The organism is Natronobacterium gregoryi SP2, from assembly GCF_000230715.2.
In the GTDB taxonomy this organism is placed as follows: Archaea; Halobacteriota; Halobacteria; order Halobacteriales; family Natrialbaceae; genus Natronobacterium; species Natronobacterium gregoryi.
On the sequence record NC_019792.1, the window covers coordinates 1,284,681 to 1,307,413 of the forward strand.

Annotated in this window: 24 protein-coding genes and 3 tRNA genes; 16 read left to right on the forward strand and 11 right to left on the reverse strand. The window is 62.2% G+C overall.

Annotated elements, in window-relative coordinates:
- Nucleotides 1-50 precede the first annotated feature (50 nt).
- From NATGR_RS06285 to NATGR_RS06295, 3 genes are all read left to right on the forward strand, one after another.
- Nucleotides 51-1,016: a glycosyltransferase gene (locus NATGR_RS06285; RefSeq protein WP_015233397.1), complete on the forward strand. Its 966-nt coding sequence runs from the start codon at nucleotides 51-53 to the stop codon at nucleotides 1,014-1,016.
- A gap of 296 nt (nucleotides 1,017-1,312) precedes the next feature.
- Nucleotides 1,313-2,518, forward strand: a complete 1,206-nt coding sequence (locus NATGR_RS06290; RefSeq protein WP_015233398.1) for a GTP-binding protein — start codon at nucleotides 1,313-1,315, stop codon at nucleotides 2,516-2,518.
- Complete coding sequence (locus tag NATGR_RS06295; protein ID WP_005575500.1) at nucleotides 2,519-3,820, forward strand: CobW family GTP-binding protein; 1,302 nt, start codon at nucleotides 2,519-2,521, stop codon at nucleotides 3,818-3,820.
- 28 nt (nucleotides 3,821-3,848) lie between these two features.
- On the opposite strand, the gene NATGR_RS06300 is transcribed toward NATGR_RS06295, so the two are convergent.
- A complete protein-coding gene (locus NATGR_RS06300) occupies nucleotides 3,849-5,315 on the reverse strand; it encodes a DUF6498-containing protein (RefSeq protein ID WP_005575502.1) in 1,467 nt (488 codons plus the stop codon).
- Between the two features lie 91 nt (nucleotides 5,316-5,406).
- Between NATGR_RS06300 and NATGR_RS06305 the strand changes: the two genes are divergently transcribed.
- From NATGR_RS06305 to NATGR_RS06320, 4 genes are all read left to right on the forward strand, one after another.
- Nucleotides 5,407-5,997 (forward strand): MogA/MoaB family molybdenum cofactor biosynthesis protein, encoded by a 591-nt coding sequence (locus NATGR_RS06305; protein WP_005575504.1) that lies wholly within the window; start codon nucleotides 5,407-5,409, stop codon nucleotides 5,995-5,997.
- Nucleotides 5,998-6,299: 302 nt separating this feature from the next.
- Entirely contained in the window at nucleotides 6,300-7,229 is a 930-nt protein-coding gene (locus NATGR_RS06310) for a hypothetical protein (RefSeq protein WP_005575506.1), read from the forward strand.
- A 1-nt stretch (nucleotide 7,230) separates the two neighbouring features.
- Nucleotides 7,231-7,863 carry an RPA family protein gene (locus tag NATGR_RS06315; protein WP_005575507.1) on the forward strand — a complete coding sequence of 211 codons (633 nt, stop codon included), beginning with the start codon at nucleotides 7,231-7,233 and terminating at the stop codon, nucleotides 7,861-7,863.
- Nucleotides 7,864-7,957: 94 nt separating this feature from the next.
- Complete coding sequence (locus NATGR_RS06320; protein WP_005575509.1) at nucleotides 7,958-8,368, forward strand: hypothetical protein; 411 nt, start codon at nucleotides 7,958-7,960, stop codon at nucleotides 8,366-8,368.
- A gap of 9 nt (nucleotides 8,369-8,377) precedes the next feature.
- Here NATGR_RS06320 and NATGR_RS06325 read toward each other — a convergent pair whose 3' ends face one another.
- Nucleotides 8,378-8,833, reverse strand: a complete 456-nt coding sequence (locus tag NATGR_RS06325) for a DUF5814 domain-containing protein (protein ID WP_005575510.1) — start codon at nucleotides 8,831-8,833, stop codon at nucleotides 8,378-8,380.
- A 158-nt stretch (nucleotides 8,834-8,991) separates the two neighbouring features.
- Here NATGR_RS06325 and NATGR_RS06330 point away from each other — a divergent pair.
- A tRNA-His gene (locus NATGR_RS06330) sits at nucleotides 8,992-9,063 on the forward strand.
- A gap of 214 nt (nucleotides 9,064-9,277) precedes the next feature.
- Here NATGR_RS06330 and NATGR_RS06335 read toward each other — a convergent pair.
- The gene (locus NATGR_RS06335) at nucleotides 9,278-9,769 is read right to left on the reverse strand and encodes a cupin domain-containing protein (protein ID WP_005575512.1); all 492 of its coding nucleotides are present in this window, start codon (nucleotides 9,767-9,769) and stop codon (nucleotides 9,278-9,280) included.
- Nucleotides 9,770-9,872: 103 nt separating this feature from the next.
- Between NATGR_RS06335 and NATGR_RS06340 the strand changes: the two genes are divergently transcribed.
- Both NATGR_RS06340 and NATGR_RS06345 read left to right on the forward strand, forming a co-directional pair.
- Nucleotides 9,873-10,529, forward strand: coding sequence for an SOUL family heme-binding protein (locus NATGR_RS06340; RefSeq protein ID WP_005575513.1), 657 nt, complete (start codon nucleotides 9,873-9,875; stop codon nucleotides 10,527-10,529).
- Between the two features lie 241 nt (nucleotides 10,530-10,770).
- Nucleotides 10,771-11,082: a hypothetical protein gene (locus NATGR_RS06345; protein WP_005575515.1), complete on the forward strand. Its 312-nt coding sequence runs from the start codon at nucleotides 10,771-10,773 to the stop codon at nucleotides 11,080-11,082.
- 732 nt (nucleotides 11,083-11,814) lie between these two features.
- Here NATGR_RS06345 and NATGR_RS06350 read toward each other — a convergent pair.
- A tRNA-Phe gene (locus tag NATGR_RS06350) sits at nucleotides 11,815-11,888 on the reverse strand.
- A 202-nt stretch (nucleotides 11,889-12,090) separates the two neighbouring features.
- Here NATGR_RS06350 and NATGR_RS06355 point away from each other — a divergent pair.
- Nucleotides 12,091-12,537 (forward strand): DUF7344 domain-containing protein, encoded by a 447-nt coding sequence (locus NATGR_RS06355; RefSeq protein WP_005575517.1) that lies wholly within the window; start codon nucleotides 12,091-12,093, stop codon nucleotides 12,535-12,537.
- Between the two features lie 335 nt (nucleotides 12,538-12,872).
- Here NATGR_RS06355 and NATGR_RS06360 read toward each other — a convergent pair.
- A tRNA-Val gene (locus NATGR_RS06360) sits at nucleotides 12,873-12,946 on the reverse strand.
- A gap of 60 nt (nucleotides 12,947-13,006) precedes the next feature.
- Between NATGR_RS06360 and NATGR_RS06365 the strand changes: the two genes are divergently transcribed.
- Nucleotides 13,007-13,501: a DUF192 domain-containing protein gene (locus NATGR_RS06365; RefSeq protein WP_005575519.1), complete on the forward strand. Its 495-nt coding sequence runs from the start codon at nucleotides 13,007-13,009 to the stop codon at nucleotides 13,499-13,501.
- A 61-nt stretch (nucleotides 13,502-13,562) separates the two neighbouring features.
- Nucleotides 13,563-15,512 carry an ABC transporter ATP-binding protein gene (locus NATGR_RS06370; RefSeq protein WP_005575520.1) on the forward strand — a complete coding sequence of 650 codons (1,950 nt, stop codon included), beginning with the start codon at nucleotides 13,563-13,565 and terminating at the stop codon, nucleotides 15,510-15,512.
- 12 nt (nucleotides 15,513-15,524) lie between these two features.
- Here NATGR_RS06370 and NATGR_RS06375 read toward each other — a convergent pair whose 3' ends face one another.
- Entirely contained in the window at nucleotides 15,525-15,869 is a 345-nt protein-coding gene (locus NATGR_RS06375; RefSeq protein WP_005575522.1) for a DUF5789 family protein, read from the reverse strand.
- A gap of 99 nt (nucleotides 15,870-15,968) precedes the next feature.
- On the opposite strand from NATGR_RS06375, the gene NATGR_RS06380 reads away from it, so the two are divergent.
- Entirely contained in the window at nucleotides 15,969-16,706 is a 738-nt protein-coding gene (locus NATGR_RS06380; protein WP_015233399.1) for a creatininase family protein, read from the forward strand.
- Nucleotides 16,707-16,732: 26 nt separating this feature from the next.
- Here NATGR_RS06380 and NATGR_RS06385 read toward each other — a convergent pair whose 3' ends face one another.
- The gene (locus NATGR_RS06385) at nucleotides 16,733-17,149 is read right to left on the reverse strand and encodes a DUF5790 family protein (RefSeq protein WP_005575534.1); all 417 of its coding nucleotides are present in this window, start codon (nucleotides 17,147-17,149) and stop codon (nucleotides 16,733-16,735) included.
- Between the two features lie 186 nt (nucleotides 17,150-17,335).
- On the opposite strand from NATGR_RS06385, the gene NATGR_RS06390 reads away from it, so the two are divergent.
- Nucleotides 17,336-17,551: a hypothetical protein gene (locus NATGR_RS06390; protein ID WP_015233400.1), complete on the forward strand. Its 216-nt coding sequence runs from the start codon at nucleotides 17,336-17,338 to the stop codon at nucleotides 17,549-17,551.
- A 170-nt stretch (nucleotides 17,552-17,721) separates the two neighbouring features.
- Here NATGR_RS06390 and NATGR_RS06395 read toward each other — a convergent pair whose 3' ends face one another.
- Together NATGR_RS06395 and NATGR_RS06400 are read right to left on the reverse strand one after the other, a co-directional pair.
- Nucleotides 17,722-19,197, reverse strand: coding sequence for a short-chain fatty acid transporter (locus tag NATGR_RS06395; RefSeq protein ID WP_005575536.1), 1,476 nt, complete (start codon nucleotides 19,195-19,197; stop codon nucleotides 17,722-17,724).
- Between the two features lie 149 nt (nucleotides 19,198-19,346).
- Nucleotides 19,347-19,700: a dihydroneopterin aldolase family protein gene (locus NATGR_RS06400; RefSeq protein WP_005575538.1), complete on the reverse strand. Its 354-nt coding sequence runs from the start codon at nucleotides 19,698-19,700 to the stop codon at nucleotides 19,347-19,349.
- A gap of 112 nt (nucleotides 19,701-19,812) precedes the next feature.
- On the opposite strand from NATGR_RS06400, the gene azf reads away from it, so the two are divergent.
- Nucleotides 19,813-20,562, forward strand: coding sequence for an NAD-dependent glucose-6-phosphate dehydrogenase Azf (gene azf / locus NATGR_RS06405; RefSeq protein ID WP_005575539.1), 750 nt, complete (start codon nucleotides 19,813-19,815; stop codon nucleotides 20,560-20,562).
- A gap of 173 nt (nucleotides 20,563-20,735) precedes the next feature.
- Here azf and NATGR_RS06410 read toward each other — a convergent pair whose 3' ends face one another.
- On the reverse strand, nucleotides 20,736-21,353 hold the full coding sequence (locus NATGR_RS06410; RefSeq protein ID WP_005575540.1) for a DUF309 domain-containing protein: 618 nt from the start codon (nucleotides 21,351-21,353) through the stop codon (nucleotides 20,736-20,738).
- A 238-nt stretch (nucleotides 21,354-21,591) separates the two neighbouring features.
- Nucleotides 21,592-22,683: an aminopeptidase gene (locus tag NATGR_RS06415; protein ID WP_005575542.1), complete on the reverse strand. Its 1,092-nt coding sequence runs from the start codon at nucleotides 22,681-22,683 to the stop codon at nucleotides 21,592-21,594.
- Between the last annotated feature and the right edge of the window lie 50 nt (nucleotides 22,684-22,733).

Sequence of the window (22,733 nt, forward strand, 5' to 3'; positions counted from 1 at the left end):
CGAACGAATTAACAATGTGTTCGACGACGGACCGCAGGCACGACGGACCGATGACCGTGAACGTCCTCGTGTTGACGACCTACGACGAGTCACCGTTTCTGAACCAGCAGATCGTCGCCCTCGAGTCTCGCGGGCTCTCGGTCGACACACTCACCGTCTCTGGCAGCGTCTCCGCGGGCGAATCACGGGGTATACTCGACTATCTCCGATTTTTCCCCGAGGTGAGACGCGAAGTGCGACAGGGCGACTACGACCTTGTGCACGCCCATTACGGGCTGACCGCTCCGATGGCCCTCGCACAGCGAGCGGTCCCCGTCGTGCTCACGCTGTGGGGAACCGACCTCGAGGGGCCCGGCGGCCCGGTCAGCCAGTTCTGTGCGCCCCGCTGTGCGGAGGTGATCGTCATGACCGAGAGCATGCGCGAGGAACTCGCCAGCGACTGTACGGTCCTGCCGTTCGGGATCGACCTCGAGCGTTTCCGTCCCGAATCGACGGCCACAGCGAAAGCGCGAGTTGGCTGGGAGCTGGACGAACACCACGTCCTCTTCCCGTACCCCCCCGAGCGGACGGTCAAGAACTATCCGCGGGCAAAGCGGATCGTCGACGCAGTCGACGACCGGATCGACTGCTCCGTTCGACTGCAGGTCGTCCACGGCGTCGATCACGAACAGGTGCCGACCTACATGAACGCCGCGGACGCGCTGTTGCTCACCTCCAAGCACGAGGGGTCACCGACCGCCGTCAAGGAGGCTCTTGGCTGTAATCTCCCGATCGTCGCAACCGACGTCGGCGACGTCAGCGAACGACTCGAGGGGGTCGATCCCTCCACGGTTGCGACGAGCGACGACGAACTCGTTCGTGGACTCGAGGCGGTGCTCGAGCGAGGCGAACGGTCGAACGGTCGACGGGCTGTAAGAGCGGTGAGTCAGCGGCAAGTCGTCGATCGGTTGCTTTCGGTCTATGGCCGGGCGATCGACGGGCGGCTGACGATCGAGCGGGACCCGGCGGCGGTGTGATACGGTTCGTTGGAAGTCAGTTTCGGCGCAACCGCGCGCTCTTGCGGTCGCGCCGGGACATCGGGACAGCAGTCCGTCTGAGCTGTGACTGTCCTCGAGCGGTTCGGGACGCCCAGCGATACGACGGCAGGTCGCCGGCCCGGCGAAGGAGAGCAACAGTTCGATCGTCACTCGAGCGTGAAAACGCCGACGGCGGGAACACACGAGGAATCTGGAGAGCTCGCCGCCCAGTATGAATCTACCACCTTATAATAGTCAGACTTAACAATATAGGAGTTTGTGTTCATAACAGTGCTATGGCTGACCAACGCATCCCAGTGACCGTCCTGAGCGGGAGTCTCGGCGCAGGAAAGACGACCGTCCTGAACCACGTCCTGACCGCGGATCACGGCCTCGAGGTCGCCGTCGTGGTCAACGACATGGGCGAGGTCAACGTCGACGCGGAACACGTCACCCAGCAGTCGGATCTGGGCGGCGAGGAAGAAGTCGTCGAGATGTCCAACGGCTGTATCTGCTGTCGGCTGCGAGGCGACATGCTCGAGGAGATCGGCCGACTCGCCGACAGGCGGGAGTTCGACTACCTGCTGGTCGAGTCCTCGGGCATCTCAGAACCGATCCCCGTCGCCCAGACGTTCGCGCTCGGGTTCGAGGACGCGGAGTTCGATCCGACCGACACCTATCGGCTGGACACGATGGTGACAGTCGTCAACGCCCACAGCTTCTGGGAGTCGTTCGACTCCGGATCGGCGCTGGCCGCGGATCGACTCGAGGAGCATTCGGGGCGCGTGCCCGAAGAAATCCTGCTCGATCAGATCGAGTTCTGTGACGTGCTCCTGTTGAACAAGCGCGACCTCGTTCCTGACGACGAGTTAGAAGAGATCGAGGCCGTCCTCGAACGACTCCAGCCGCGTGCGAAACTCGCTCGGACGGAGTTCGGGAACGTCGATCCCGGCGAGATACTCGGGACCGACCGGTTCGATTTCCAGCGCGCACAGAACGCTGCGGGCTGGAAACACGAACTCCAGCACGATCACCACCACGACCCACAGGAGGAACACGGCGTCACCTCCTTCGTCTACCATCGCCAGCGGCCGTTCCACCCCGAACGGATCGCCGCGCTGCTGTCGGACGTGCCCGACGAGGTCGTTCGAGCGAAGGGCTTTTTCTGGAGTGCAGGCCGGGAAGATGTCGCGATGGGCGTCGACAAGGCCGGCACCTCCGTGCGTGCAGGGCCGGCCGGAACGTGGCTGGCGGACCTGCCGAAAGCCGAACGCGAACAGGACTTCGCTGCCCGCCCGGACCTGAAAGACGACTGGGACGAGGAGTACGGCGACCGCATGACCCGCCTCGTCTTCATCGCCCGCGAGTTCGACGAACACAGGTTGGTCGACCGGCTCGACGACTGCCTGCTGACCGACGCCGAGATGGACGAAGACTGGAACGCCTACACAGATCCGTTCGAACCGCAAGACAGACGTGAACTCGCGCTCTCGAACCAGTAAATGTCCGTTCCGGTCACCGTCCTCTGTGGCGAACTCGGCGCAGGAAAGACGACGCTGCTGTCGGGGTTGCTCGAGTCACCCGACACCGATACCGAGCGCGAAATCGCCGTGCTCGTCAACGACGTCGGCGCTGTAAACGTCGACGCCGACCTGGTGGAAGCCCGAACCGATCTGGCGACCGGCGAGGAAGTCGTTGCCCTCGAGAACGGCTGTATCTGCTGTAGTCTCGGCGGCGAACTCTCGCGGGCGGTGATCCGGCTCTGGAAGGAACACGAGTTCGACCACCTCGTCGTCGAAGCCTCCGGCGTCGGCGAACCGGAGCCGATCGCCCGCCAATTCGTCCACGGCCCCGCCGGCGGCCCCTACGATCTCGAGGCTGTCGTGACGGTCGTCGACGCCCGGCGGTTCCACGATCGGTTCGCGGACGTCGACCTCGCGGCCGACGAAGTGCCCGCCGTTCGGGGCGGAAACGAAAGCGAGGACGGCGACGGTGACGGAACGCGACCGCTCACCGATCTCGTCCTCGAGCAAGTCGAGTTCTGCGACCTGCTGGTCGTCAACAAGTGCGACCTCGTCGACGACGCCGAACGGGAGCGGGTCGTCGCCCTGCTCGAGGCGCTCCAGCCCCGTGCCGACGTGCTGACGACCGAGTACGGCGCGATCGATCCGGCGGCGTTGCTCGGCGTCGACCGATTCGACCTCGAGGCAGCGAGCGAGGCCGCGGGATGGAAACGGGCGATCGAAGCCGACGTGGACGACGAGGCCGTACCTGAACACGACGACGATCACGAAGACGGACACGGCCACGACCACGATCACGACGAAGCGCACGACCACGCACATCCGCCCGAACGCTACGGTATCGCCGTCGACGCCTACCACCGCCGCCGCCCGTTCCACCCCGAACGCTTTGCCGCCGTCCTCGCGGACCTCCCGAACGGCCTCGTTCGCGTGAAAGGCCTGTGCTGGATCGCCGGCCGCGAAGACCAGGCTATCACGATGAGCTACGCCGGAACCGAAACGAGCCTCGAGGTCACCGGCCGCTGGATCGCCAGCTTCTCCGAAGAGCGCCAGGAGACCTACCGGCAGGGCCAGCCCGACCTCGAGTGGGACGAGGAGTGGGGCGACCGCGAAACGAGGCTGGCGGTGATCGGGCGCGATCTCGCATTCGACGCTCTCGAGGCGCGATTCGACGACTGTCTGTTGACCGACGCCGAGATGGACGAGGACTGGCACGAATACGACAACCGTGCGCCGACGGCAATGGGCGAGACGACCGTGGTCGACACGGACTCGCTCTGACCGGCAAAGCGAGGTGAGGTCCTCGCAACTACCCTGTGTCTGGGTACGCCTGCTGCCAGATTCCGTACAGCACGAAGGCGACAGCCGGCAGTCCGAAGACGACGAACTGGATTACACTGATCACGGGCAACAGTCCGACGACGAACGCGGCGACAGCGACGGGAACCCCGGCGATCGGAGCGATTGCGATCGCAGCGATCCGTCGGTCGACCGCCGGCAGGTCCAACTCTGGCGCTGGCACCAGCAGTTCGAACGCCTCGACGAACGCCGGGGCGTCCTCGACGGGGCCGAGTTCGCGCATCGTCTCCTCGTCGCCCCACCCCAGTTTTGCCTCGAACGTCCGAGTCCCGAACACCCGATCCGGGAGTCGGTCGGCGACGACCGTTACATCGCGGGTCGCATTGCACGGAACACTCCACTGGGGTTCCTCGACCCAGGCGTCGTACGCGACGAGACGGTCGTCGTACCGACGATACTCGAGCGCGGCGTACTCGAGGACTCGTTCGGCGATCTTTATCGCCAGAAACGCGACGAGCGCGACGAAGGCGGCGAGACTGATGCCGACCGACAGCAAAACACCGGACCCGCTGCTTTCGCCGAGTACTGCGAAGGTGACGAGCCACGCGAGAACGACCATGCCGGCGTAGAAGGGAGCAGACTTCACGAGTGTGCGGAAAACGCCGGTGAGAACCACCGTCCGAGTATGCGTCTCGAACCGGGCATCCGGGTCGGCGTCGGGAATCCGTGGCTGCTCGGGGGCGTCACGTTCCCCTTCGTTTTCCGGTCCGGCGAGCCACCCCGTGAGCCGGCCACCACCGCCGTGGGTCGCACGAAACGCCGACCAGTCGACGAGCAGTTTGACGGCGACGAACGCCGCGAGCACGGCCATTCCGCCGGCTTCCGCGACGACGAGCAAGACGAACATCAAGAAAAACCCCTGACGGGCCGGCGTCTCGATGACAGCGTACGGCGACGTCGTCTCGTACCGGCCACCACGGAGGTACTCGTGCCAGGTCTCGAGTCCCTGGCCGAGCAACAATCCTGCGACGCTCAGCCAGACCACCGGCTGTGCGAGTGCGTCCCCGACCACGACTTCGGACAATGCGCCCACGACGAAGAGGACGACCCAGACGGTCACAAAGAAGACAGCGCCGACGAACGGCAGGTTTCGCGGATACACCGGCGGGAGCCACGAAACGACCCTGACGCTCCCGTGCTTTCTGGCGAGGTCGGTGTTCCCGACGTCGATCACGCTCGAGTCGCCCTCGTCCTCGTCGGTCTCTAGCTCCTCGACCTGTGGCGGCTGTCCAGCAAACAGCGCCTTCACCGCCGCCAACGGGAACGCGAGGATCACTTCGAGAGCGTAAATGACAACCAGCGTCGACGGTTTCCAGCCGTACGCGAGAACGCCGACAAGCGGTACCAGGTTGGCCAGAACGATCGGCAAGAACCGCACAGCCGACGGAACGTCGTCGGAGACGCCACGAACGCGCATCTGCGATGGAGGTAGCCCGAAGCACAGTAAAGCGTTCCGAAGAGAACGCTGACGCGATAGCTTATGGGAGTCGGCTGTAGATACGGTACATATGGCACCCGACCGCAGCGATCGACGCAGCACGGACGACCACGGCCACGACATCATCGACCCCCTCTACGTCGGAATCGTGACGGTCTCGAGTTCGCGTGCGCAGGCCGACGAGGCGGACCCCGCCGACCCCGGCGGCGACACTATTCAGGAGTGTTTCGAGGCCGAGGGCCACGAGATACGGGAGCGACTGCTCGTCCGAGACGACTACTCCTCGATCCGGACGACCATCCGGGGGCTCGTCGCTCGCCGAGACGTCGACGTCGTCGTGACGACTGGCGGAACCGGCGTGACGGCTGACGATGTCTCGCCCGAAGCCACCTCGTCGCTGTTCGAACGCGAACTCCCCGGCTTCGGCGAACGCTTCCGCGCGCTCTCGTGGGAGGAGATCGGTACTCGAGCCATCGCATCGCGTGCGACGGCCGGCATCGCCGTCGACACGCCGGTGTTCTGTATTCCCGGGAGCACGGGTGCATGTCAGACCGCCTGCGAGGAACTGATCGTGCCCGAAACACCGCATCTCGCCGGGCTGGCGACGAGTCACCGCGCGGACGTGACCGACGGGACGTTGGCGGATTACGGCGAGGAGTGAACTCCACGGACTATCGTACCTGGGTCGGTCGGAGAGACCCAGTCATACGGATTACTGTACCGATTTACCGGCGCAACCGCCGCCAGGGTCGCGGTTGTGCCGGAAATGACTTACAGTAAACCGTATCAGCCCCTCCCCCTCTCTCCCCGAGTCTGTACCACGCGACGACTCGAGATCCCCCACGACGGAACTCACAGTCACGACTGCGGGATTCACTTTCGCTCCGGTCACCGTACTTTAAATAGGATCGGGCGCGAACAGCGGCATGCCTCCCAGTGAAACCAAAGAGGAGGCGTGACACAATGAGCGACGTACAACAGCATGCCGAGGACGTACACGAGCAGTTTTCAGACCACATAGATGTCAGCGTCGACGAGATCGAAGACCGCCTGACGACGCTCGTCGACGAGTACAAAGTACCGATCGACGAAGCCCGACGCAGCGTCACCAACCACTACCTCGAGGAAGCAGACCTCGAGCGAGACGAACTCGCTGGCGGTTCGAGCGACGACGCCAAGATCGAAGACGTCGACGAGCCAGAGGAGTGGATCGACCTCACCGCGAAGGTCATCGAACTCTGGGACCCGCGAAGCGACTCGGTCGCACAGGTCGGCCTACTGGGCGACCCCACCGGAACGATCAAGTTCACCAAGTGGGCCAAGTCCGAGCTCCCCGCACTCGAGGAGGGCAGCGTCTACGAACTTCGTAACGTCGTCACCGACGAGTACCAGGGACGATACTCGGTCAAACTCAACTCGACGACAGTGATCGAGGAACGCGAGGAAGACCTCGAAGTCGGCAACGACACGAGCGAGGTCGAAGGCGCGCTCGTCGACATGCAAAGCGGCAGCGGCCTGATCAAACGCTGCCCGAAAGCAGACTGTACCCGCGTCCTCCAGAACGGCCGCTGTAACGAACACGGCGAGGTCGAAGGAGAGTTCGATCTCCGGATCAAGGCCGTCGTCGACGACGGCATCGACGCCCACGAAGTCATCTTCGACAAGGAAGCCACGGAAGAGCTAACGGGACTCAATCTCGAGGAGGCAAAAGAGATGGCGATGGACGCGCTGGACACGACGATCGTTGCCGACGAAATTCGTGAGGACATCGTCGGCACCTACTACCGGATCGAGGGGCCGACGTTCGGCCGCTACGTGCTCGCCGACGACGTCGAGGAACTGGACGGACCAGCCGATGCAGAGGACCTGTTGATCAAAGCGAGGTCGATGTAACATGAGCCAGACAGAACTCACCCGCGAAGTCGCACGGCGCGTCTTCGCTTCGGAATTCAACGACTCGACGTACTCGTTCAAGGAAAGTGACGACGAGCGCGCGCCAAACTACGCGCTGCTCCCAACTGGCGACCGCGCGAACCGCGTGTTCGTCGTCGGCACGCTGACCGAGACCGAAGACGTCGGCGAAGACAGCGAGTACTGGCGCGGTCGAGTCATCGATCCGACCGGGACGTTCTTCATCTATGCCGGCCAGTACCAGCCAGAAGCCGCCTCGACGCTTCGAGAGACAGAACCGCCAGCCTACGTCTCCGTCGTCGGCAAGCCACGGACCTACGAGACCGAAGACGGGACGATCAACGTCTCCGTCCGTCCCGAATCCATCTCGGTCGTCGACGAAGCGACCCGCGATCGCTGGGTCGTCGAGACCGCCGAACGCACCCTAGATCGCATCGAAGCGTCCCAAGAGTGGGACGCCAATCAGGAAGCACCCGAGAGCGGATCGACCGCGCCGACCAACGAGTACGCCCAGATGGCCCGCGAGCGCTACGACTCACCAGTCGAAAACTACCGTCGCAACGTCATCCAGGCCCTCGAGCAACTCGAGAAAGTCGACGACGAAGCGACGGCCTGATCGGGCACCGTAACCACCGATTTTTGCGACGCGAGAACTCCTGCGTCTGACGAAACGTTAAGTACCGCGAACGAGAATCGAACTGACGAGACGAATGGGCAACAAGAACAAGACCATCTCGTTTCGCGTGAACGAGGACGCCTTCGAGTCACTCCAAGACATTGCCGAGGAGCGCAACATCTCGTTGTCCGCCGTCTTCCGTGACTACGTCGACCTGCTCGTCGAACACGACGGCCAAGTCGAGGTCGTCCCGGAGTCGAAACTCGAGTCCCGAACGGTCGCCAGTGCTGACGAGGACGCCTCGTTCCCGCCGACCGTCGAGGTTCCCAAGAGCTTCATTCGGGAACACGAACGGCTAGAACTCGAAGCCGAACACCTCCGGGAACAACTCGACGAATACAATGCCTACGTCAACGCCCTCCAGGACCGACTAGAAGACGAAGAGGAAGAAGTCCTCCTGCTCGACGATCTGGACGAGGACGACGAACCCTACCAGCTTCGATAACGAAGCAAACTATCGCTCGAGATCCTGTTTTGTTCGCCGAATCTCGTCTCGCTTCCCGCCTGCGCCTTCGACATCTGCGAGTGCCTCTGCAGCCTCGAGCGTACGGACGGCATCGTCGAGAAACGAGAGGACGTCGCCAGGATAGGCATAGACCATGTAGTCGTCGGTCATCACGTCCACGATCGCGTCGGGACCCAGCCCCTGCGCGCGCAAGTCTAGCAGGTACTGGGCGAACTTTCGTTCCGGACAGCCACAGTATGGATTGTTGTCACACGCACAGTCCAGAAAGTCACTCGAGAAGTCGAGCACTCGCTCCTGAGTCGCGTCGTCTAACTTCTCTAAGCCCTCGCCCTGGAAGAGCACGTCGAGAGTCGCCCCCTTGAACGCGCCCTTGGGAATGTTCGTCTCGAGCTGAGAACTGAGCTGGCGGTGATTCTTGACGTAGATCTTGTCGGTGATAGCCACGCGTTGAGAGGTCTAGCTGGCCTCGAACGAAAAACGTCTCGGTCGTCGGTCGTCCTCGAGCAACTGAAGAAAAATCACACGGTATGGACTCCCACACCCCCGTGCTCGAGTCGTAACGTATTTCAGTCACACCTCTCGTAAAATGAGTTGCAAGCGTGTCCGGGTTGGGGTAGTGGTTATCCTTCAGCCTTGTGGAGGCTGAGACGCGGGTTCGATTCTCGCACCCGGACTTTTTCACGACGAACGGACGTGAGAAGCGAAAAGTCCCGGGAGGGATCGAACCCTGCCAGTCGCAGCGGCCGAACGGAGTGAGGCTGACCGTCTGGCTACGGTTCGATTCTCGCACCCGGACTTTTTCACGACGAACGGAAGAGTCGACAGTCCACTCGAGAATCGAAGCCAGGAGTGTCGCCGAGCGTCGACCGGAGCCTCGAGAACCTGTAGTCAGGCCTCCGGCTCTTCGTCTTCCCAGTAGCTGACGGTCTCGCCCTCGCGGAAGTAGCCGTTGACGCTCCGCTCGCCGTCGCCACCGGGTGGCGAGCCCGCGAAGACGCCGACCTTCCCGGAGTCGGGGTAGACGGTGACGTCGGGGTCGTTCATCGTCGAGAGCAGCAGATAGCGCAACGCTCCCGGCGTGTCGTTGACGACCCGGTGTGCACCGTCTTCACCCGCCGGGAAGGCGACGTAGTCGCCGTCCTCGAGCGACAGCGTCTCGCCGTCGAGTCGCAGCGTGCCGGTCCCCTCGAGGACGAACAGCGCCTCCTCGTTGCCAGTGTGGTAGTGGTAGGGCCAGGAGCGCCGTCCTTCGGGCAGTTCGTAGAGGCTACAGCCGATGTCCTCGCCGCCGGCGGCCGCGGCCAGCTGTTTTCGCCGGAACTTCGTCTCGCCGCGCTCGAGAGTGGACCACTCGAGGGCGTCTGCGTTCGTCTTTCCCATACGAAGGATCTCTCGCCGAGGCATCTTGGTTGCTTGCCGACGTATCGGACCACTGTGTGTCGCTGGGCCAAGAACTATCGGTCCGGTCGTTCTACGAGCCTCGATGGCCCGGAAATCGTCTCTCGACCTGGCGCTGGCTGGTGGTCTCGTCGGCGTCGCTGGTATGGTCACCGTCAGCGGTCTCTGGAGTCTCTACCAGCGGCGAACGACCGAAACCGTCCCGTATACGGTCGTCGATCGCGCAGGCGGTTTCGAACTCCGCCGGTATCCACCGACGGTGCTCGCCGAAACTACCGCCGATTCCGATCGGAAGGCTTTCCGCCGGCTGTTTCGCTACATCGGCGGCGAGAACGAAAGCGCCGAGTCCGTCTCGATGACCACACCCGTCGAACTCGGGACCCGGAGCCAGAAGATATCGATGACCGCACCCGTCGAAACCGCCTCGAGCGACGACGGCACAGTCCGAATGGCGTTTTATCTTCCACAGGAGCACGACCTCGAGTCGGCACCCCAACCCACGAGCGAGGAGGTCGAACTCGTTGCCGCTCCCGAACGACTCCTCGCCGTTCGCAGATTCTCCGGCCGTCGGACCGACGACCGCGTAACTCGCGAGAGCGAGCGACTCCTGGCATCGCTCGAGCGGGCGGGACTCACCGCTGCCCGGGAGCCGTTCTACATGGGCTACGACGCTCCCTGGACGCTGCCGTTTCTCCGGCGCAACGAGGTTGCCACTCGGGTCGCATCCGGCAAGAGCGTCTGAGCGTCCAGCGGTCCAGACGCTCGTCGTCTCTCGATGCGCAGCCGATCCTAGACAAACAGGTGACAGATTCGGGCAGATATAACTCTTCACGAGGCACGCAACTGATTACCGGTCCGACACGCGTGAACGGGCGACCGTCTCGCAAAACGTCGGAGCGACTTGGCCAGCGGTGCCAGTATCGACCACTGTCGGAAAGACGGAAACGATGAATTGATAACTGAACAACACATATAGGTGAAGTGTGAATCCAGACCTGTGGCTCGCCCGCAAGATTAAAACCCTCTCGTATAGAGAGGCTAGCGCAGTCGTTGTCGTTGCACTCGTCGCTGCCGTCCTGTACGGCAGACTCGGGTTTGCCTTCTTCGGTCCGCTAGCGGCTCTTCTCTGGATTCCGTTCGTCGGGATAGCCACGATCTGGATTCTATTCGACTCTCGAGAGCGCGGTTTCGAGTACCCATCAGTAGTCGCATTGACCGTCGCTATTCTGCTGTTAACTACCCTTCCAGGAATCGCAGCACTGGCAACGTACTACTACTATACACGACTCCGATAAACACGGTCTCGAGTACGAGCTACCCGGTCGCTTCGGTAACCAGCATCGAGAACAGCGAGAGACAAACCTCGAGTGCGACGTGACAGGCAACGTGTGCCGGCCGCTACCGTTCGCTTCCAGAACGAAACGAAGTCAGCGAGGGCGTCCGAAACAGTCGATTACAGTGAGAACAGCAGAGAGTCGACGACTGCAGTCTGAGAGTAGTCAGCGAACGATCCTGATTGCCGCTTGCGGAGAGACACACAAAGGACTGTTTCTCCGATGGATACGTTTCACTCGAAGGAGCTCTTTCGCGGAAAAGTATGTCGACTCCCGGATCTGAGCCACGCAAACACCGTCGCTCGCTTCGTTCACGGCTTCGCCGTTCGCATCGCGGCTCTCACTTCGTTCCGAACCGCGCCCCGCTCGCACTGTGTGTTCTCTAGTACTCCGCCAAGCGTCGACTGATAAGTGAACCCAGACGACCGCATTCGGTTTCACTCATCCGTTCAGGCTTGCCAAAGCACTAGTGGCGGGACAAGCCTGCACTGCTGATACGGACTGCTGTCCCGATGTCCCGGTGCAACCGCGAACCCTCCTGCGGTCGCGCCGGAACTGACTGACAGCAAACCGTATGAGTCGAATCCGGCCGCGTGGGCCGGTTCGACCCGTCGGTCGACGGTTGGAACGGGACTCGTTCAAATCTGGCCGGAATAGCAGCGTCTCCGCTCACGGAGTTGTTCGCAGAAAATATGCCGCCTCCCGGATTTGAACCGGGGACAGCTCGATCTTCAGTCGAGTGCTCTCCCAGTCTGAGCTAAGGCGGCCTACTTCTGTCTCGGGCCATCGTATAAAAAAGGATTTCGAATTGCGACGGCGACCAGTCTGTCCCATCGTGTTCGGGCCGACCGAACCGAAACAGACGAAGTATGCAACGAATACGACCAAGTGTCTGCGTGTTAACGGCTGCCTGTTGGAAATTCGGATATTCAAGTCACGCTTTTCCGCTCTGGCGGGTAACCAAGTGTTATGGCGTCCCTTACCTCGAGCCAAACCGAAAAAAAACTCTCGGCCGACACAATCCTCGAGTTACTCGCCAACAGGCGTCGCCGTTACCTCCTCTATGCACTCCGAGGGCGGGAGGACCCGATCGAATTGTCGGCGCTCGCCGAGCAGATCGCAGGCTGGGAGCACGACGTCGATCCGGACGAGGTCGCGAAAAACGAGTACAAAAGCGTGTACGTCTCGTCAGTTCAATGCCATGTTCCGAAACTGGCTGATGCAGGCGTCGTCAACCACGACGAAGAGAACCACACCGTCGTGCTCTCGGACAATTTCGAACAGCTCGAGCCGTACCTCCGTATCGTAATCGAAGACGAACCCGAGAACTCGAAGCTCTACTCGGCCCTGCAGGCAGAGTCCCGAGACGGCTTTTTCAGCCAGATCCGGGAAAACGTCGCTCGACTCAAACACTGACGCCACACGGATTACAGGGACAGCGGCCTGGTGCTGGTTCGGTGTGGGGGCCCGAATCGGACGGGAACGGAGCTTCGCGCTGGTTGCTAGCTCCGCCGAGGATGGACGCCTCCCGTCTCGGTGTCACACATCGAGGAACGACCTGGCGAGTTCGAACCACTACTCGCAGACACGCCTCTGGCTCGCGGTGTTGATCGCTAGAGAAATGGGCTCGAGCGGGTTCGAACAACGCCCAGACGGTCAGCCTCACTTCGTTCGGCCGCTGCGACTGATCTGGTTCGAACCGTCCTCGCGTAACATTGCTGCCGCTCACGCGTTGTTCGCGGCAGCAATAGTGGGCTCGGGCGGGTTCGAACCACCGACCTCGGCCTTGTAAGGGCCGCGTCATGACCAGCTAGACCACGAGCCCGCACCCGGACCAAGTCGCCCCGTCCGAATAACCTTTACTTTCTCGCGGTGCAGCCAATCTATGGTCCTCGAGCGTGTCTGGAAACTGCTGCTTGTCGTTGCAACACTCTCGCTCGTCGGCGTTCTCCTGGTTCAGGCGGGCGTCGTCTCGGCACCCTGGGGTGAAGACCGCGCGAACGTCCACGTTCTCGAGAGCGACACGGGCGAGACGAGGGCTATCGTCGACGCCGAGGTTGCAGACACTGGCAGCGAACGCTACACGGGGTTGAGTGATCACGACGCTCTCGAGGCTGGCGAGGGGATGCTGTTCGTCCACGACGACGAGGGCGAGCGGACTTACGTCATGCGCGACATGGACTTCGACATCGACATCGTCTTCGTCGACGGCGACGGCGAGATCACAGCGATCGAACACGCACGCGCGCCCGAACCCGGCGAGGACGGCGAAGCGTTACAGTACACAGGCCAGGCACAGTACGTCCTCGAGGTTCCCCGTGGCTATGCAAACGAGACCGGGATGGCGGTCGGCGACGAAGTCGAGATCGAGTACCAGTGAGAACCGGCGTGTTTCGGTTCGTAGCAAACCCTTATGAGCCACGGTCCCGGACGGCAAGGTAATGGACGGCGTCGACTGGGACAAAGACGACCCGTTCGAAGAGCAACGTGAGGAAGTCGAGAGCCCGATGCGGCGGTTGCTCTTCGAGTACGGTCGTCCCTACTGGTTCTCCGTGACGGTTGGGTTGGTATCGAGCGTCTTCGCGCGTGCGCTGGATCTGTTGCCCGCGCTGTTGCTCGCGGTGGCGATCGACTCGATCTTCGGTAACCAGGTGTTTGCCGAGCAGGTGCCGCTGGTCGTGCTGCCAGAGGCCTGGCTGCCGGCGTCGCCTGACGACCAATTCTGGTTCGTCGTGATCGTGATCGCGGGTTCGTTCGCGTTCGGTGCGATCTTTCACTGGCTTCGCAACTGGGGGTTCAATTCCTTCTCCCAGAGCGTCCAGCACGACGTCCGGACCGCGACCTACGACAAGATGCAGCGACTGGACATGGAGTTTTTCGCGAACAAGCAGACCGGCGAGATGATGTCGGTGCTCAGCAACGACGTCAACCAGTTAGAGCGGTTTCTGAACGAGGGGATGAACTCCGCGACGCGGCTGATCGTGATGGTCGTCGGGATCACCGGCTTGTTGTTCTGGCTCAACCCGCAACTGGCGCTGGTCTCGCTTGCACCCGTGCCGCTGATCGCAGTTTTCACCTACGTCTTCGTCAAGAAGATCCAACCGAAGTACGCCGCCGTCCGCTCGTCGGTCGGCAAGGTAAACTCGCGCCTCGAGAACAACCTCGGCGGGATCAACGTCATCAAGTCTTCGAACACCGAGGAGTTCGAGTCCGACCGTGTCGAGGATGTCTCGCGGAAGTACTACGACAAGAACTGGGACGCGATTTGGCTTCGGATCAAGTTCTTCCCCGGCCTCCAGCTGATTTCGGGGATCGGGTTCGTCCTCACGTTCCTCGTTGGCGGTTACTGGGTGTTTACAGGTGCTGCTCCGGGCCCGTTCACCGGCACGCTCGAGACCGGCGTCTTCGTCGCCTTTATCATGTACACCCAGCAACTCGTCTGGCCGATGGCCCAGTTCGGCCAGGTCATCAACATGTACCAGCGCGCAGAGGCCTCGAGCGAGCGCATCTTCGGGTTGATGGACGAGGAAGGGCGGATCGAACGCGACGAAGAGGCGAACGAGCTCGAGGTCTACGAGGGTCGCGTCGAGTACCGACGCGTCAGTTTCGGGTACGACGAGAGCGAGCGGATCATCGACGATATTTCCTTCGAGGCCGACGGCGGCGACACGGTCGCGCTCGTCGGGCCGACCGGAGCCGGCAAGTCGACCGTGCTAAAGCTCCTGCTCCGGCTGTACGACGTCGACGAGGGCGAAATCCGGATCGATGGCCAGGACGTCCGGAACGTCTCGCTCTCGAGTCTGCGACGAAAGATGGGGTACGTCGGCCAGGATACGTTCCTGTTCTACGGTACCGTCGAAGAGAACATCACCTACGGTGCGTTCGACGCCGACCACGAGGAGGTGGTCGAGGCCGCGAAGATGGCAGAAGCCCATGACTTCATCCAGAACCTCCCCGACGGCTACGATACCGAGGTCGGCGAACGCGGCGTCAAGCTCTCGGGCGGGCAGCGCCAGCGGATATCGATCGCTCGTGCGATTCTGAAAGATCCCGATATTCTCGTCTTGGACGAGGCAACCAGCGACGTCGACACCGAAACCGAGATGCTCATCCAGCGATCGATCGACGAACTCGCCGAGGATCGGACGACGTTCGCTATCGCCCACCGGTTGTCGACGATCAAAGACGCCGACACGATTCTCGTCTTGGAGGGCGGAGCGGTCGTCGAACGAGGCACGCACGAGGAACTGCTCGAGAACGAGGGACTCTACTCACACCTCTGGGGCGTCCAGGCCGGGGAGATCGACGAGTTACCACAGGAGTTCATCGAACGGGCCCAGCGCCGGCAGGCACGGACGGGGATCGACGTTGACGCCGGCGACGACGACTGATCGGGCCGGAAACTAAAACGACTCCTGTTCGCGCTGTCCCTCTTGGTCCGGTGCACCCTCGTCCTGGCGATCTTCGCCAACCGCCGGTGGCGTCCGGTCGCTGTAGTTTTTCCGTCCGATCGCGTCGTCGCCGACCATGTTCATGATCGCCTGGTTGACTTCGTCGTAGGATCTGTACTCGTCTTCGTTCATCGGGCCAACGAGCTCTTCCAGAGTCATCGACTCCGCGCCGAACTCGATTTCGCGGTCGCCGTGTTCGTCGAACAGTTCGTCCTGGCTGATGGGGTACTCGAGCGCCTGGAGGTCGTCGTACAGGTCGCCGATCTCGACGCCGAGTTCGCGGCTCTCGTCTGTCATACCCGGGTACAGATGGACCAGCCCCAAACCCGTTGAGCCTGCGCTCGCCACGGTGCCCGGGTCGGTGGTTTCATGTCCGCACGGCCGGAGTCCTCCCGTATGCACCTCATGGACGCAACCTGGAGTGACGTCCGCGACTGCGAGACCGACCTCGCGGTCGTCCCCGTCGGCAGTACCGAACAGCACGGCCCACACGCACCGCTTGGAACGGATGTCCTGACCGCCGAAGCGGTTGCCGACGCCGGCTGTGAGCAGTTCGATCGCGAGGTCGTTCGCACGCCAGCGATTCCCGTCGGCGTCGCCGAAGAACATCGTCAGTTTCCCGGGACGATGTGGGTCTCGGCAGACACCTTCCGGAGCTACGTCGGTGAGTCGGTCCGGAGTCTCGCTTCTCACGGCTTCGGTCGCGTCGTCCTCGTCAACGGCCACGGGGGCAACGTCGACGCACTGCGCGAGGTCGGCGCACGACTCACCAGGGACGGCGACGCCTACGCCGTCCCGTTTACCTGGTTCGACGCCGTCGGCGACCACTCGAGCGACATGGGTCACGGCGGCCCGCTCGAGACGGCACTGGTCCGGTGTGTCGCACCCGATCTCGTTCGCGAGGACAGAATCGACGAGGCGAGCGAGGGAGCAGCCAACGGTTGGGGCGAGTGGGTCAGTTACACGAACCTGGCCTACGACTCAACGGAGTTTTCCGATAATGGCGTCGTCGGCGACCCGCGGGAGGGGGACGCCGATCGGGGAGAAGAGTTGCTCGAGCTAGCGAGTTCGGCGCTTGCAGAGCTTCTCGAGGCGGTCGCCGAGCGGGACGCCTCGAGATCGGGCGAAACGTAGTCGACGACGAGCGAGCGGGTGGTCAGTTATTCCCCGGCGTCGCTCTCGTCGGGGCCAGCCTCCTCGAGCGTGCCGCGAAGCGCGGGGATCGTCGAAGTGAGCACACCGACTTGCTCGCCGGCTGCAGCGATGTCCTCGATCGCGGTCTCGAGGTCGGCGATTTCCGCCTCGAGGTCGTCGGCGTCCTCGAAGGCGTCGGCCCGTTTGCCCATCGTGAACCACTTCTTGGCGTCCCGGAGGTGGGCCTCGGCGTCGCCGGCATCGAGCGCGGAGTTGAGGCCGTTGAGTACGCCCAGGACGTTGTCGGCGTCGGTCTCCCAGATGTCGTCGTCGTCGGGCAGGGCCGTCCAGGCTTTCTCGAGTGAGGCTTCGACGTCCTCACGCATTTCGTTGGCTGCTTCGCCGAACAGTTCGTCGTCGTCGCCGAGCGTCGCTTGACTCATGTTATCACGTTTACCATCGCTGCGGTTAAAAGATTGCCCGAAAGTGAAAGTAAAAATCGGTTCCGGAGGGAAGCCGACGTGGGAGAGGAAACCGCCGAAGCTGTATGCGTATCCGAGACTCGAAGTCGACCGGAATGTAACCGCTATCCGGCGAATTTAAGTGAATAAGCACTAACTATATCAACGATGGAAGACGTTAGCTCGATGGAGGTCGGGGACATCGTCCGAAACGTCGAGGGGAAAGACGTTGGGGGCGAGGGGAAAGCGTACAGGATCGTCGAGAAAGAAACGTCGTCCGTCGGAAAGATAAACGCGGTCGTGGTCGAACCGCTCGACGAGGAAGACGAACGAGAGCGGATTACGATCCCACAATCGGAGTGGGGAGATACCTGGACCGCCTGACGGTGGCGGATCGTAACTAGTACCGTCCCAAACGTGGACCGACTAGTTGAGAGTTGACCCAAACCGATCGCGATTCTCGATCAGGAGTAGAGCGCACTAGTCAGAGTCGACGGTTGGGACGGTACTAGTTGCGTGTCGGTAAAGCGACGGGCGAAACTAGTTTTTCGACCTCAGAACGCCAGTGCCTCGTACGGGAGCAGGTACAGGACTGCCGCGAGGAACGGGAACAGGGCGAGCAACAGCACGATGGCGTAGCCGAACATTTCGCGGGCCTTAATCCGTGTGATTGCCAGCAGCGGGATCGCCCAGAACGGGTTCAGTAGGTTCGTATGTGCGTCACCGACCGCGTAAGCCATCGTAGCGTGACCGAGGTCCACGCCGAGACCGTTTGCAGCCTCGAGTACTGGGGGTCCGAGAATGATCCACTCACCGCCGCCGGAGGGGACGAACGCGTTGACGATTGCAGCCGTCAGCCACGCGATCACGGGGAACGTCGACTCGGTCGCGAGTCCAATCATGACGTCGGCGATTTCGGCGGCAAGTCCGGAGCCAGCCATAATCCCCTGGATGCCAGCGAAGAAGGGGAACAACAGGATGACGCCTGCGGCGGCTGTAGCCGCTTCGCCGAACTTGTCGCGGTACGCCGAGGGGTTCGTCCAGATGAGCAGTCCGGCCATCAGGAAGCCGAAGTTGACCACGTTGAGGTTCAGTGCATCGACACCGTGCGTGACGAGCAGATAGATAACGTAACCGAATCCGGTCAGTCCGATGAGACTGCCGAGAAGGAGGCTGTTGTCGAGTCGTTCTGCCGGTGTGGGCGGCGCGGACGATTCGGACGCTACGTCGACGGCTTCGCCGCCGTCACTGGCGGTATCGAACAGTTCACTCTCGGGAATGTACTCCGTGATGTCGCGTGACCGTTCGCCGGACGGCGTGATGAAGTACAACACGAGAGCGGCGAACACGATAGAGAGGACAGTCAGCGTAATACCGTATCCGTGGACGATCGTCTGACTGAGCGGGATTCCCTCTTCGGGGACCATGTGGAAGGCCGTTCCCTCGCCGACCTGGCTGGCGTCCGTAAGCAAAAGCGGTGCAGAGCCGGACAGCCCCCAGTGCCAGGTGAGTCCAAGACCCATGTATCCCGACAGCGCGAGCAACGGATAGTGGACGTCGATCCCGTTCTGGTAAGCAACTTTCCCCATCTCGCGAGCGAAGATCGCCCCGAGAATGAGGCTAAAGCCCCAGTGAATCCAGGCGACCGCCATCGCGAACACGGCGACGAGCACGACTGCCTGCGGTCCCGTGTTGGGGACCTTGGCGAGTCGAACGAGCAAGTCGTTCGCTCGCGGATGGTACGCGAGCGCAAAGCCGGTCATCAAGATGAGCGTCATCTGCATCGCGAACTCGAGGAACTCCCAGAACCCGTCGTACCAGTGCTCGATCAGGTCGAACGGCCCGGCAGCCGCCCCCGTTGCAGGTTCTTCGATGAGTTCTAACTGTCCTAGAACGAGTGCTGCGGCGAAGACGAGATACGTCAGGACGATAGCAAACAGGAACGGACTCGGCATCCACCGTTCGACCGTGTTCGCGAGTCGATAGCCGACCCGTTCGACCGTCCCAGACTGACTGGCACCTGTAGACATACAAACGGGGAAACTTATTCGATTCCAATGAATCTACTGGTAGATCTCGAGAGATCGGTACCAAAAACACTTCCCAATCCCGATTTGTTCGGAAAGTGACCGACGAAAGAAGGGTCGGCGACGTGGCCTGAGATTCGCGTAGGAGAACGTCACCGCTCCCGGACCGACTCGAGTTGCATGAGCGGATACCCACCGTCCATCTCCATCCGGGCGACGACCTCGTAGTCGTCGTCATCGACGACGATTTCGACCTCGAGAAACCGCCCCGTCAGTTCGGTGTAGTCGGCGGTTGCCTCCGCGAGGGCGGCCTCGAGTTTTTCGCGCTGGATCTCGACGGCGACCGCCCGGCAGTAGGGCTGATTCTCGATTGCATCTTCCATCGCGGTCTCGAGACTGGCTGCACTCTCGAGTGACAGTGGCGTCCCGGCGAACTGGTGGTACAGCGTTCCGAACTTGATTCCGGCCTCGAAACAGGCGGCTTCGGCGTCGGTTGGATCTGTCATACGCGAGGACTCGCGGGCAGTCGGCAAGGGGATTGTGGTCTAGGTGTCGTTGACGATCACACCGGTTCGGAATCGCACGTTACTTATCGGCGCTTTCCCTCACACCGAACGAATGGCACAGTCCGTCCTGCTTACTGGGGCCGCGGGGCGCGTCGGGACGGCGATACTCGACGGCCTCGTGGACGAACGCGAGTACGAGTGGCGGTTGCTGGATCGAGATCCACCGACGGAAGATCAACCGGGTGAGTTCGTCGTGGCGGACATCACCGACGAAGAGGCCGTCCGCGAGGCGATGGACGGGGTCGATGCCGTCATCCACCTCGCAGGCGACCCCCGCAAGACGGCACCGTGGGAGAGTGTCTTGCCGAACAATATCGACGGAACCAGGGTCGTCTACGAAGCCGCAGTCGACGCCGGCGTCGAGAAAGTCGCGTTCGCCTCTTCGAACCACGCCGTCGGCGCGTACGAAACCGACGAGCGAACGCCGGAGATGTACCGCGAAGACGACCAGTTCCGCCTCGACGGAAACGAACTCCCTCGGCCGGGCAACCTCTACGGCGTCTCGAAGGCTGCCGGCGAGGTGCTGGGCCGATACTACCACGACGAGCACGGACTCTCCGTCGTCTGTGTCAGGATCGGTAACCTCACGGAAGGCCACCCGCCAGTCGACTACGAACGCGGACAGGCGATGTGGCTCTCCTACCGAGACTGTGCACACCTCTTCGATCGCTGTATCCAGGCCGACTACGACTACGAAATCGTTTACGGCATCTCCGACAACGACCGCAAGTACTACTCGATAGAACGCGCTCGAGAAGTGCTCGGCTACGAGCCACAGGACAACTCCGCCGGGCACGACTGATACGGATTACTGTAACGATTTACCGGCGCAACCGCCGCCCGGGTCGCGGTTGTGCCGAAAATGACTTACAGTAAACCGTATGAGACGGACTGCTGTCCCGATGTCCCGGCGCGACTGCGCACTCCTGCGGTCGCGCCGGAATGACGTACAGCAAACCGTCTGAACCGATCAGGTCACCCGAACAGCCCGTCGACGTCTTCCTCGCGAGTTCGTTGTCGACTGACGTGTTCCGACAGCCGCTGGTAGACGAGTCCACGGTGGTCGTCTTCACGAACGAAGTCGAACAGCAACGTGATGAAACGGCTGTCGTCTTCACCTTCCTTGAGGTCCCGCAAGGCATACGCCCGGGCCTTCGCGACCGGTTCCTCGGCGAACTCGAGTTCCTCGGCGAGAACCACTGCCGCAATCGCCGTCTCCCCAACCTCGAGCGTCTCGAGCGTCGGAACCGTCCCCTCGTGTGCGATGACGACGGGTGGCCGGCGCTCGATCAGTTCGGGGTCTGCTGTGAGCGAGGCGAGATAGGACTGGATCGGCTCGAGGGAGACGCTCGCATACGTCGACGGAAGCACCTCGAGGTAGCTGCGGGCACTCTCGGCGAGGCCGACGGCTCCCGGCCAGTTGCCGTCGCGGGCGTGATAGACGGCACCGGAAAGCTGGATCAGTCCGTGGAGCAGCCGTTCGTCGTCGCTGCCCGACTCGAGGTCGAGCCAGTGATCCTCCCAGGCGTCGTGAGCGGCGTGGTAGTAGCCGTCGTTGTAGATGGCGACGCCGGCCCGGAGCTGCTCGCGCATACCTCCGGTTGGACCTGGAGAACCGAGTGACTGTCGACAAAGACAGGGAGTGCCGGATATCTGCCGCCTCCGGCAGGGCGGGCAGACAACTGTCGAAAACGGGGGAGGAGGGACGCGGTGTCCCAACCGGTTACTGGCCGCCACCGGTCGAGGCGGTATCCGGGAGGACGATCGAGTGCTACATTAGTATAGAGCAGATTCGTGAGTTCGTCTGCCGCTAAAAGACCGTAGGCAGTCGTTACTCGTCGTCTTCCCAGCGGAACGTTCCGTTTCGCTGGACGACCTCGCCGTCGATCTCGAGCCGGGAGTCTTCGCTGACGTCGGTGATCATGTCGACGTGGACCGCCGAATCGTTGCCCGTCTCACCCTCGGGGAGACAGGCGTCGTAGGCACGACCGACTGCGAGATGGACGGTGTCGCCCATCTTCTCGTCGAACATGATGTTGTCCGTGTGGCGGTCGATCGCACGGTTCATCCCGATCCCGAGTTCGCCCAGTCGGTGGGCACCTTCGTCAGCGTCGAGAATCTCGCCGACGACGGACTCGCCCTGGTCTGCCTCGTGATCGACGACTTCACCGTCCTCGAACTCGAGGCGAACGCCCCGAACCGACTCGCCGCGCAGAGTCATCGGGACGTCGAAGGTGACCTCGCCCTCGGTGCCGTAGGGAGCGGTGAAGACCTCGCCACTCGGCAGATTGTGCGAATCGTAGGCGACCGACGCGGCGCTGTTGACCGCGGTCCGGTCGCCGATCTGCATCGTCAGATCAGTGCCTTCGGAGACGAGTCGAACCTCGGCTCCTTCGTCTAACAGTTCTTTCATCCGTGCCATCTCCTCGGCCAGCGACTCCCAGTCGCACAAGACTGCGTCGTAGACGAACTCCTGGTACTCCTCGTAGGCCATTTCGGCCTGCTGGGCGAGCGATCGGGTCGGATGATACGTCGACACCCAGCGCGTGTCGTAGCGCGCCTCGCGGATCGCCGTACGTGCGTCGCGGTACTCGCTTCTGACCTCGCCGGGGACATCCGCAGTCGCGCTCGTGTTGCATCCACCGCCGATCGAAAGGTAAACATCGGCCTCCTCGAGCAGTGCGTGTTCGTGATCTGGATTCTCGTCGAACTCACCGTCGTGAGCGCGGAGGTACGCGCGCGTGATCTCGCCGGAGCTGTAGGTCGCAAGCAGGTTCGCTCCGCGTTCACCGAGTTTTTCGGCGACGGCGACGGCCAGTTCGTGTGCGTCAGGCCCCACCGAGAGGACGACGTCGTCGCCGTCCTCGACGCGAGCGCTCCAGTCGACCAGTACCCCGGCGTGTTCGCGAACGCGTTCGTCCATACCCGACAGTGACGATCGGTATACAAAACTCCCATCGTTCGCGACGCGAG

Coding starts and splice junctions, on each gene's coding strand:
- NATGR_RS06285 (WP_015233397.1), top strand. CDS start 51: ATGACCGTGAACGTCCTCGTGTTGACGACCTACGACGAGTCACCGTTT.
- NATGR_RS06290 (WP_015233398.1), top strand. CDS start 1,313: ATGGCTGACCAACGCATCCCAGTGACCGTCCTGAGCGGGAGTCTCGGC.
- NATGR_RS06295 (WP_005575500.1), top strand. CDS start 2,519: ATGTCCGTTCCGGTCACCGTCCTCTGTGGCGAACTCGGCGCAGGAAAG.
- NATGR_RS06300 (WP_005575502.1), bottom strand. CDS start 5,315: ATGCGCGTTCGTGGCGTCTCCGACGACGTTCCGTCGGCTGTGCGGTTC.
- NATGR_RS06305 (WP_005575504.1), top strand. CDS start 5,407: ATGGCACCCGACCGCAGCGATCGACGCAGCACGGACGACCACGGCCAC.
- NATGR_RS06310 (WP_005575506.1), top strand. CDS start 6,300: ATGAGCGACGTACAACAGCATGCCGAGGACGTACACGAGCAGTTTTCA.
- NATGR_RS06315 (WP_005575507.1), top strand. CDS start 7,231: ATGAGCCAGACAGAACTCACCCGCGAAGTCGCACGGCGCGTCTTCGCT.
- NATGR_RS06320 (WP_005575509.1), top strand. CDS start 7,958: ATGGGCAACAAGAACAAGACCATCTCGTTTCGCGTGAACGAGGACGCC.
- NATGR_RS06335 (WP_005575512.1), bottom strand. CDS start 9,769: ATGGGAAAGACGAACGCAGACGCCCTCGAGTGGTCCACTCTCGAGCGC.
- NATGR_RS06340 (WP_005575513.1), top strand. CDS start 9,873: ATGGCCCGGAAATCGTCTCTCGACCTGGCGCTGGCTGGTGGTCTCGTC.
- NATGR_RS06355 (WP_005575517.1), top strand. CDS start 12,091: ATGGCGTCCCTTACCTCGAGCCAAACCGAAAAAAAACTCTCGGCCGAC.
- NATGR_RS06365 (WP_005575519.1), top strand. CDS start 13,007: ATGGTCCTCGAGCGTGTCTGGAAACTGCTGCTTGTCGTTGCAACACTC.
- NATGR_RS06370 (WP_005575520.1), top strand. CDS start 13,563: ATGGACGGCGTCGACTGGGACAAAGACGACCCGTTCGAAGAGCAACGT.
- NATGR_RS06375 (WP_005575522.1), bottom strand. CDS start 15,869: ATGACAGACGAGAGCCGCGAACTCGGCGTCGAGATCGGCGACCTGTAC.
- NATGR_RS06380 (WP_015233399.1), top strand. CDS start 15,969: ATGCACCTCATGGACGCAACCTGGAGTGACGTCCGCGACTGCGAGACC.
- NATGR_RS06385 (WP_005575534.1), bottom strand. CDS start 17,149: ATGAGTCAAGCGACGCTCGGCGACGACGACGAACTGTTCGGCGAAGCA.
- NATGR_RS06390 (WP_015233400.1), top strand. CDS start 17,336: ATGGAAGACGTTAGCTCGATGGAGGTCGGGGACATCGTCCGAAACGTC.
- NATGR_RS06395 (WP_005575536.1), bottom strand. CDS start 19,197: ATGTCTACAGGTGCCAGTCAGTCTGGGACGGTCGAACGGGTCGGCTAT.
- NATGR_RS06400 (WP_005575538.1), bottom strand. CDS start 19,700: ATGACAGATCCAACCGACGCCGAAGCCGCCTGTTTCGAGGCCGGAATC.
- azf (WP_005575539.1), top strand. CDS start 19,813: ATGGCACAGTCCGTCCTGCTTACTGGGGCCGCGGGGCGCGTCGGGACG.
- NATGR_RS06410 (WP_005575540.1), bottom strand. CDS start 21,353: ATGCGCGAGCAGCTCCGGGCCGGCGTCGCCATCTACAACGACGGCTAC.
- NATGR_RS06415 (WP_005575542.1), bottom strand. CDS start 22,683: ATGGACGAACGCGTTCGCGAACACGCCGGGGTACTGGTCGACTGGAGC.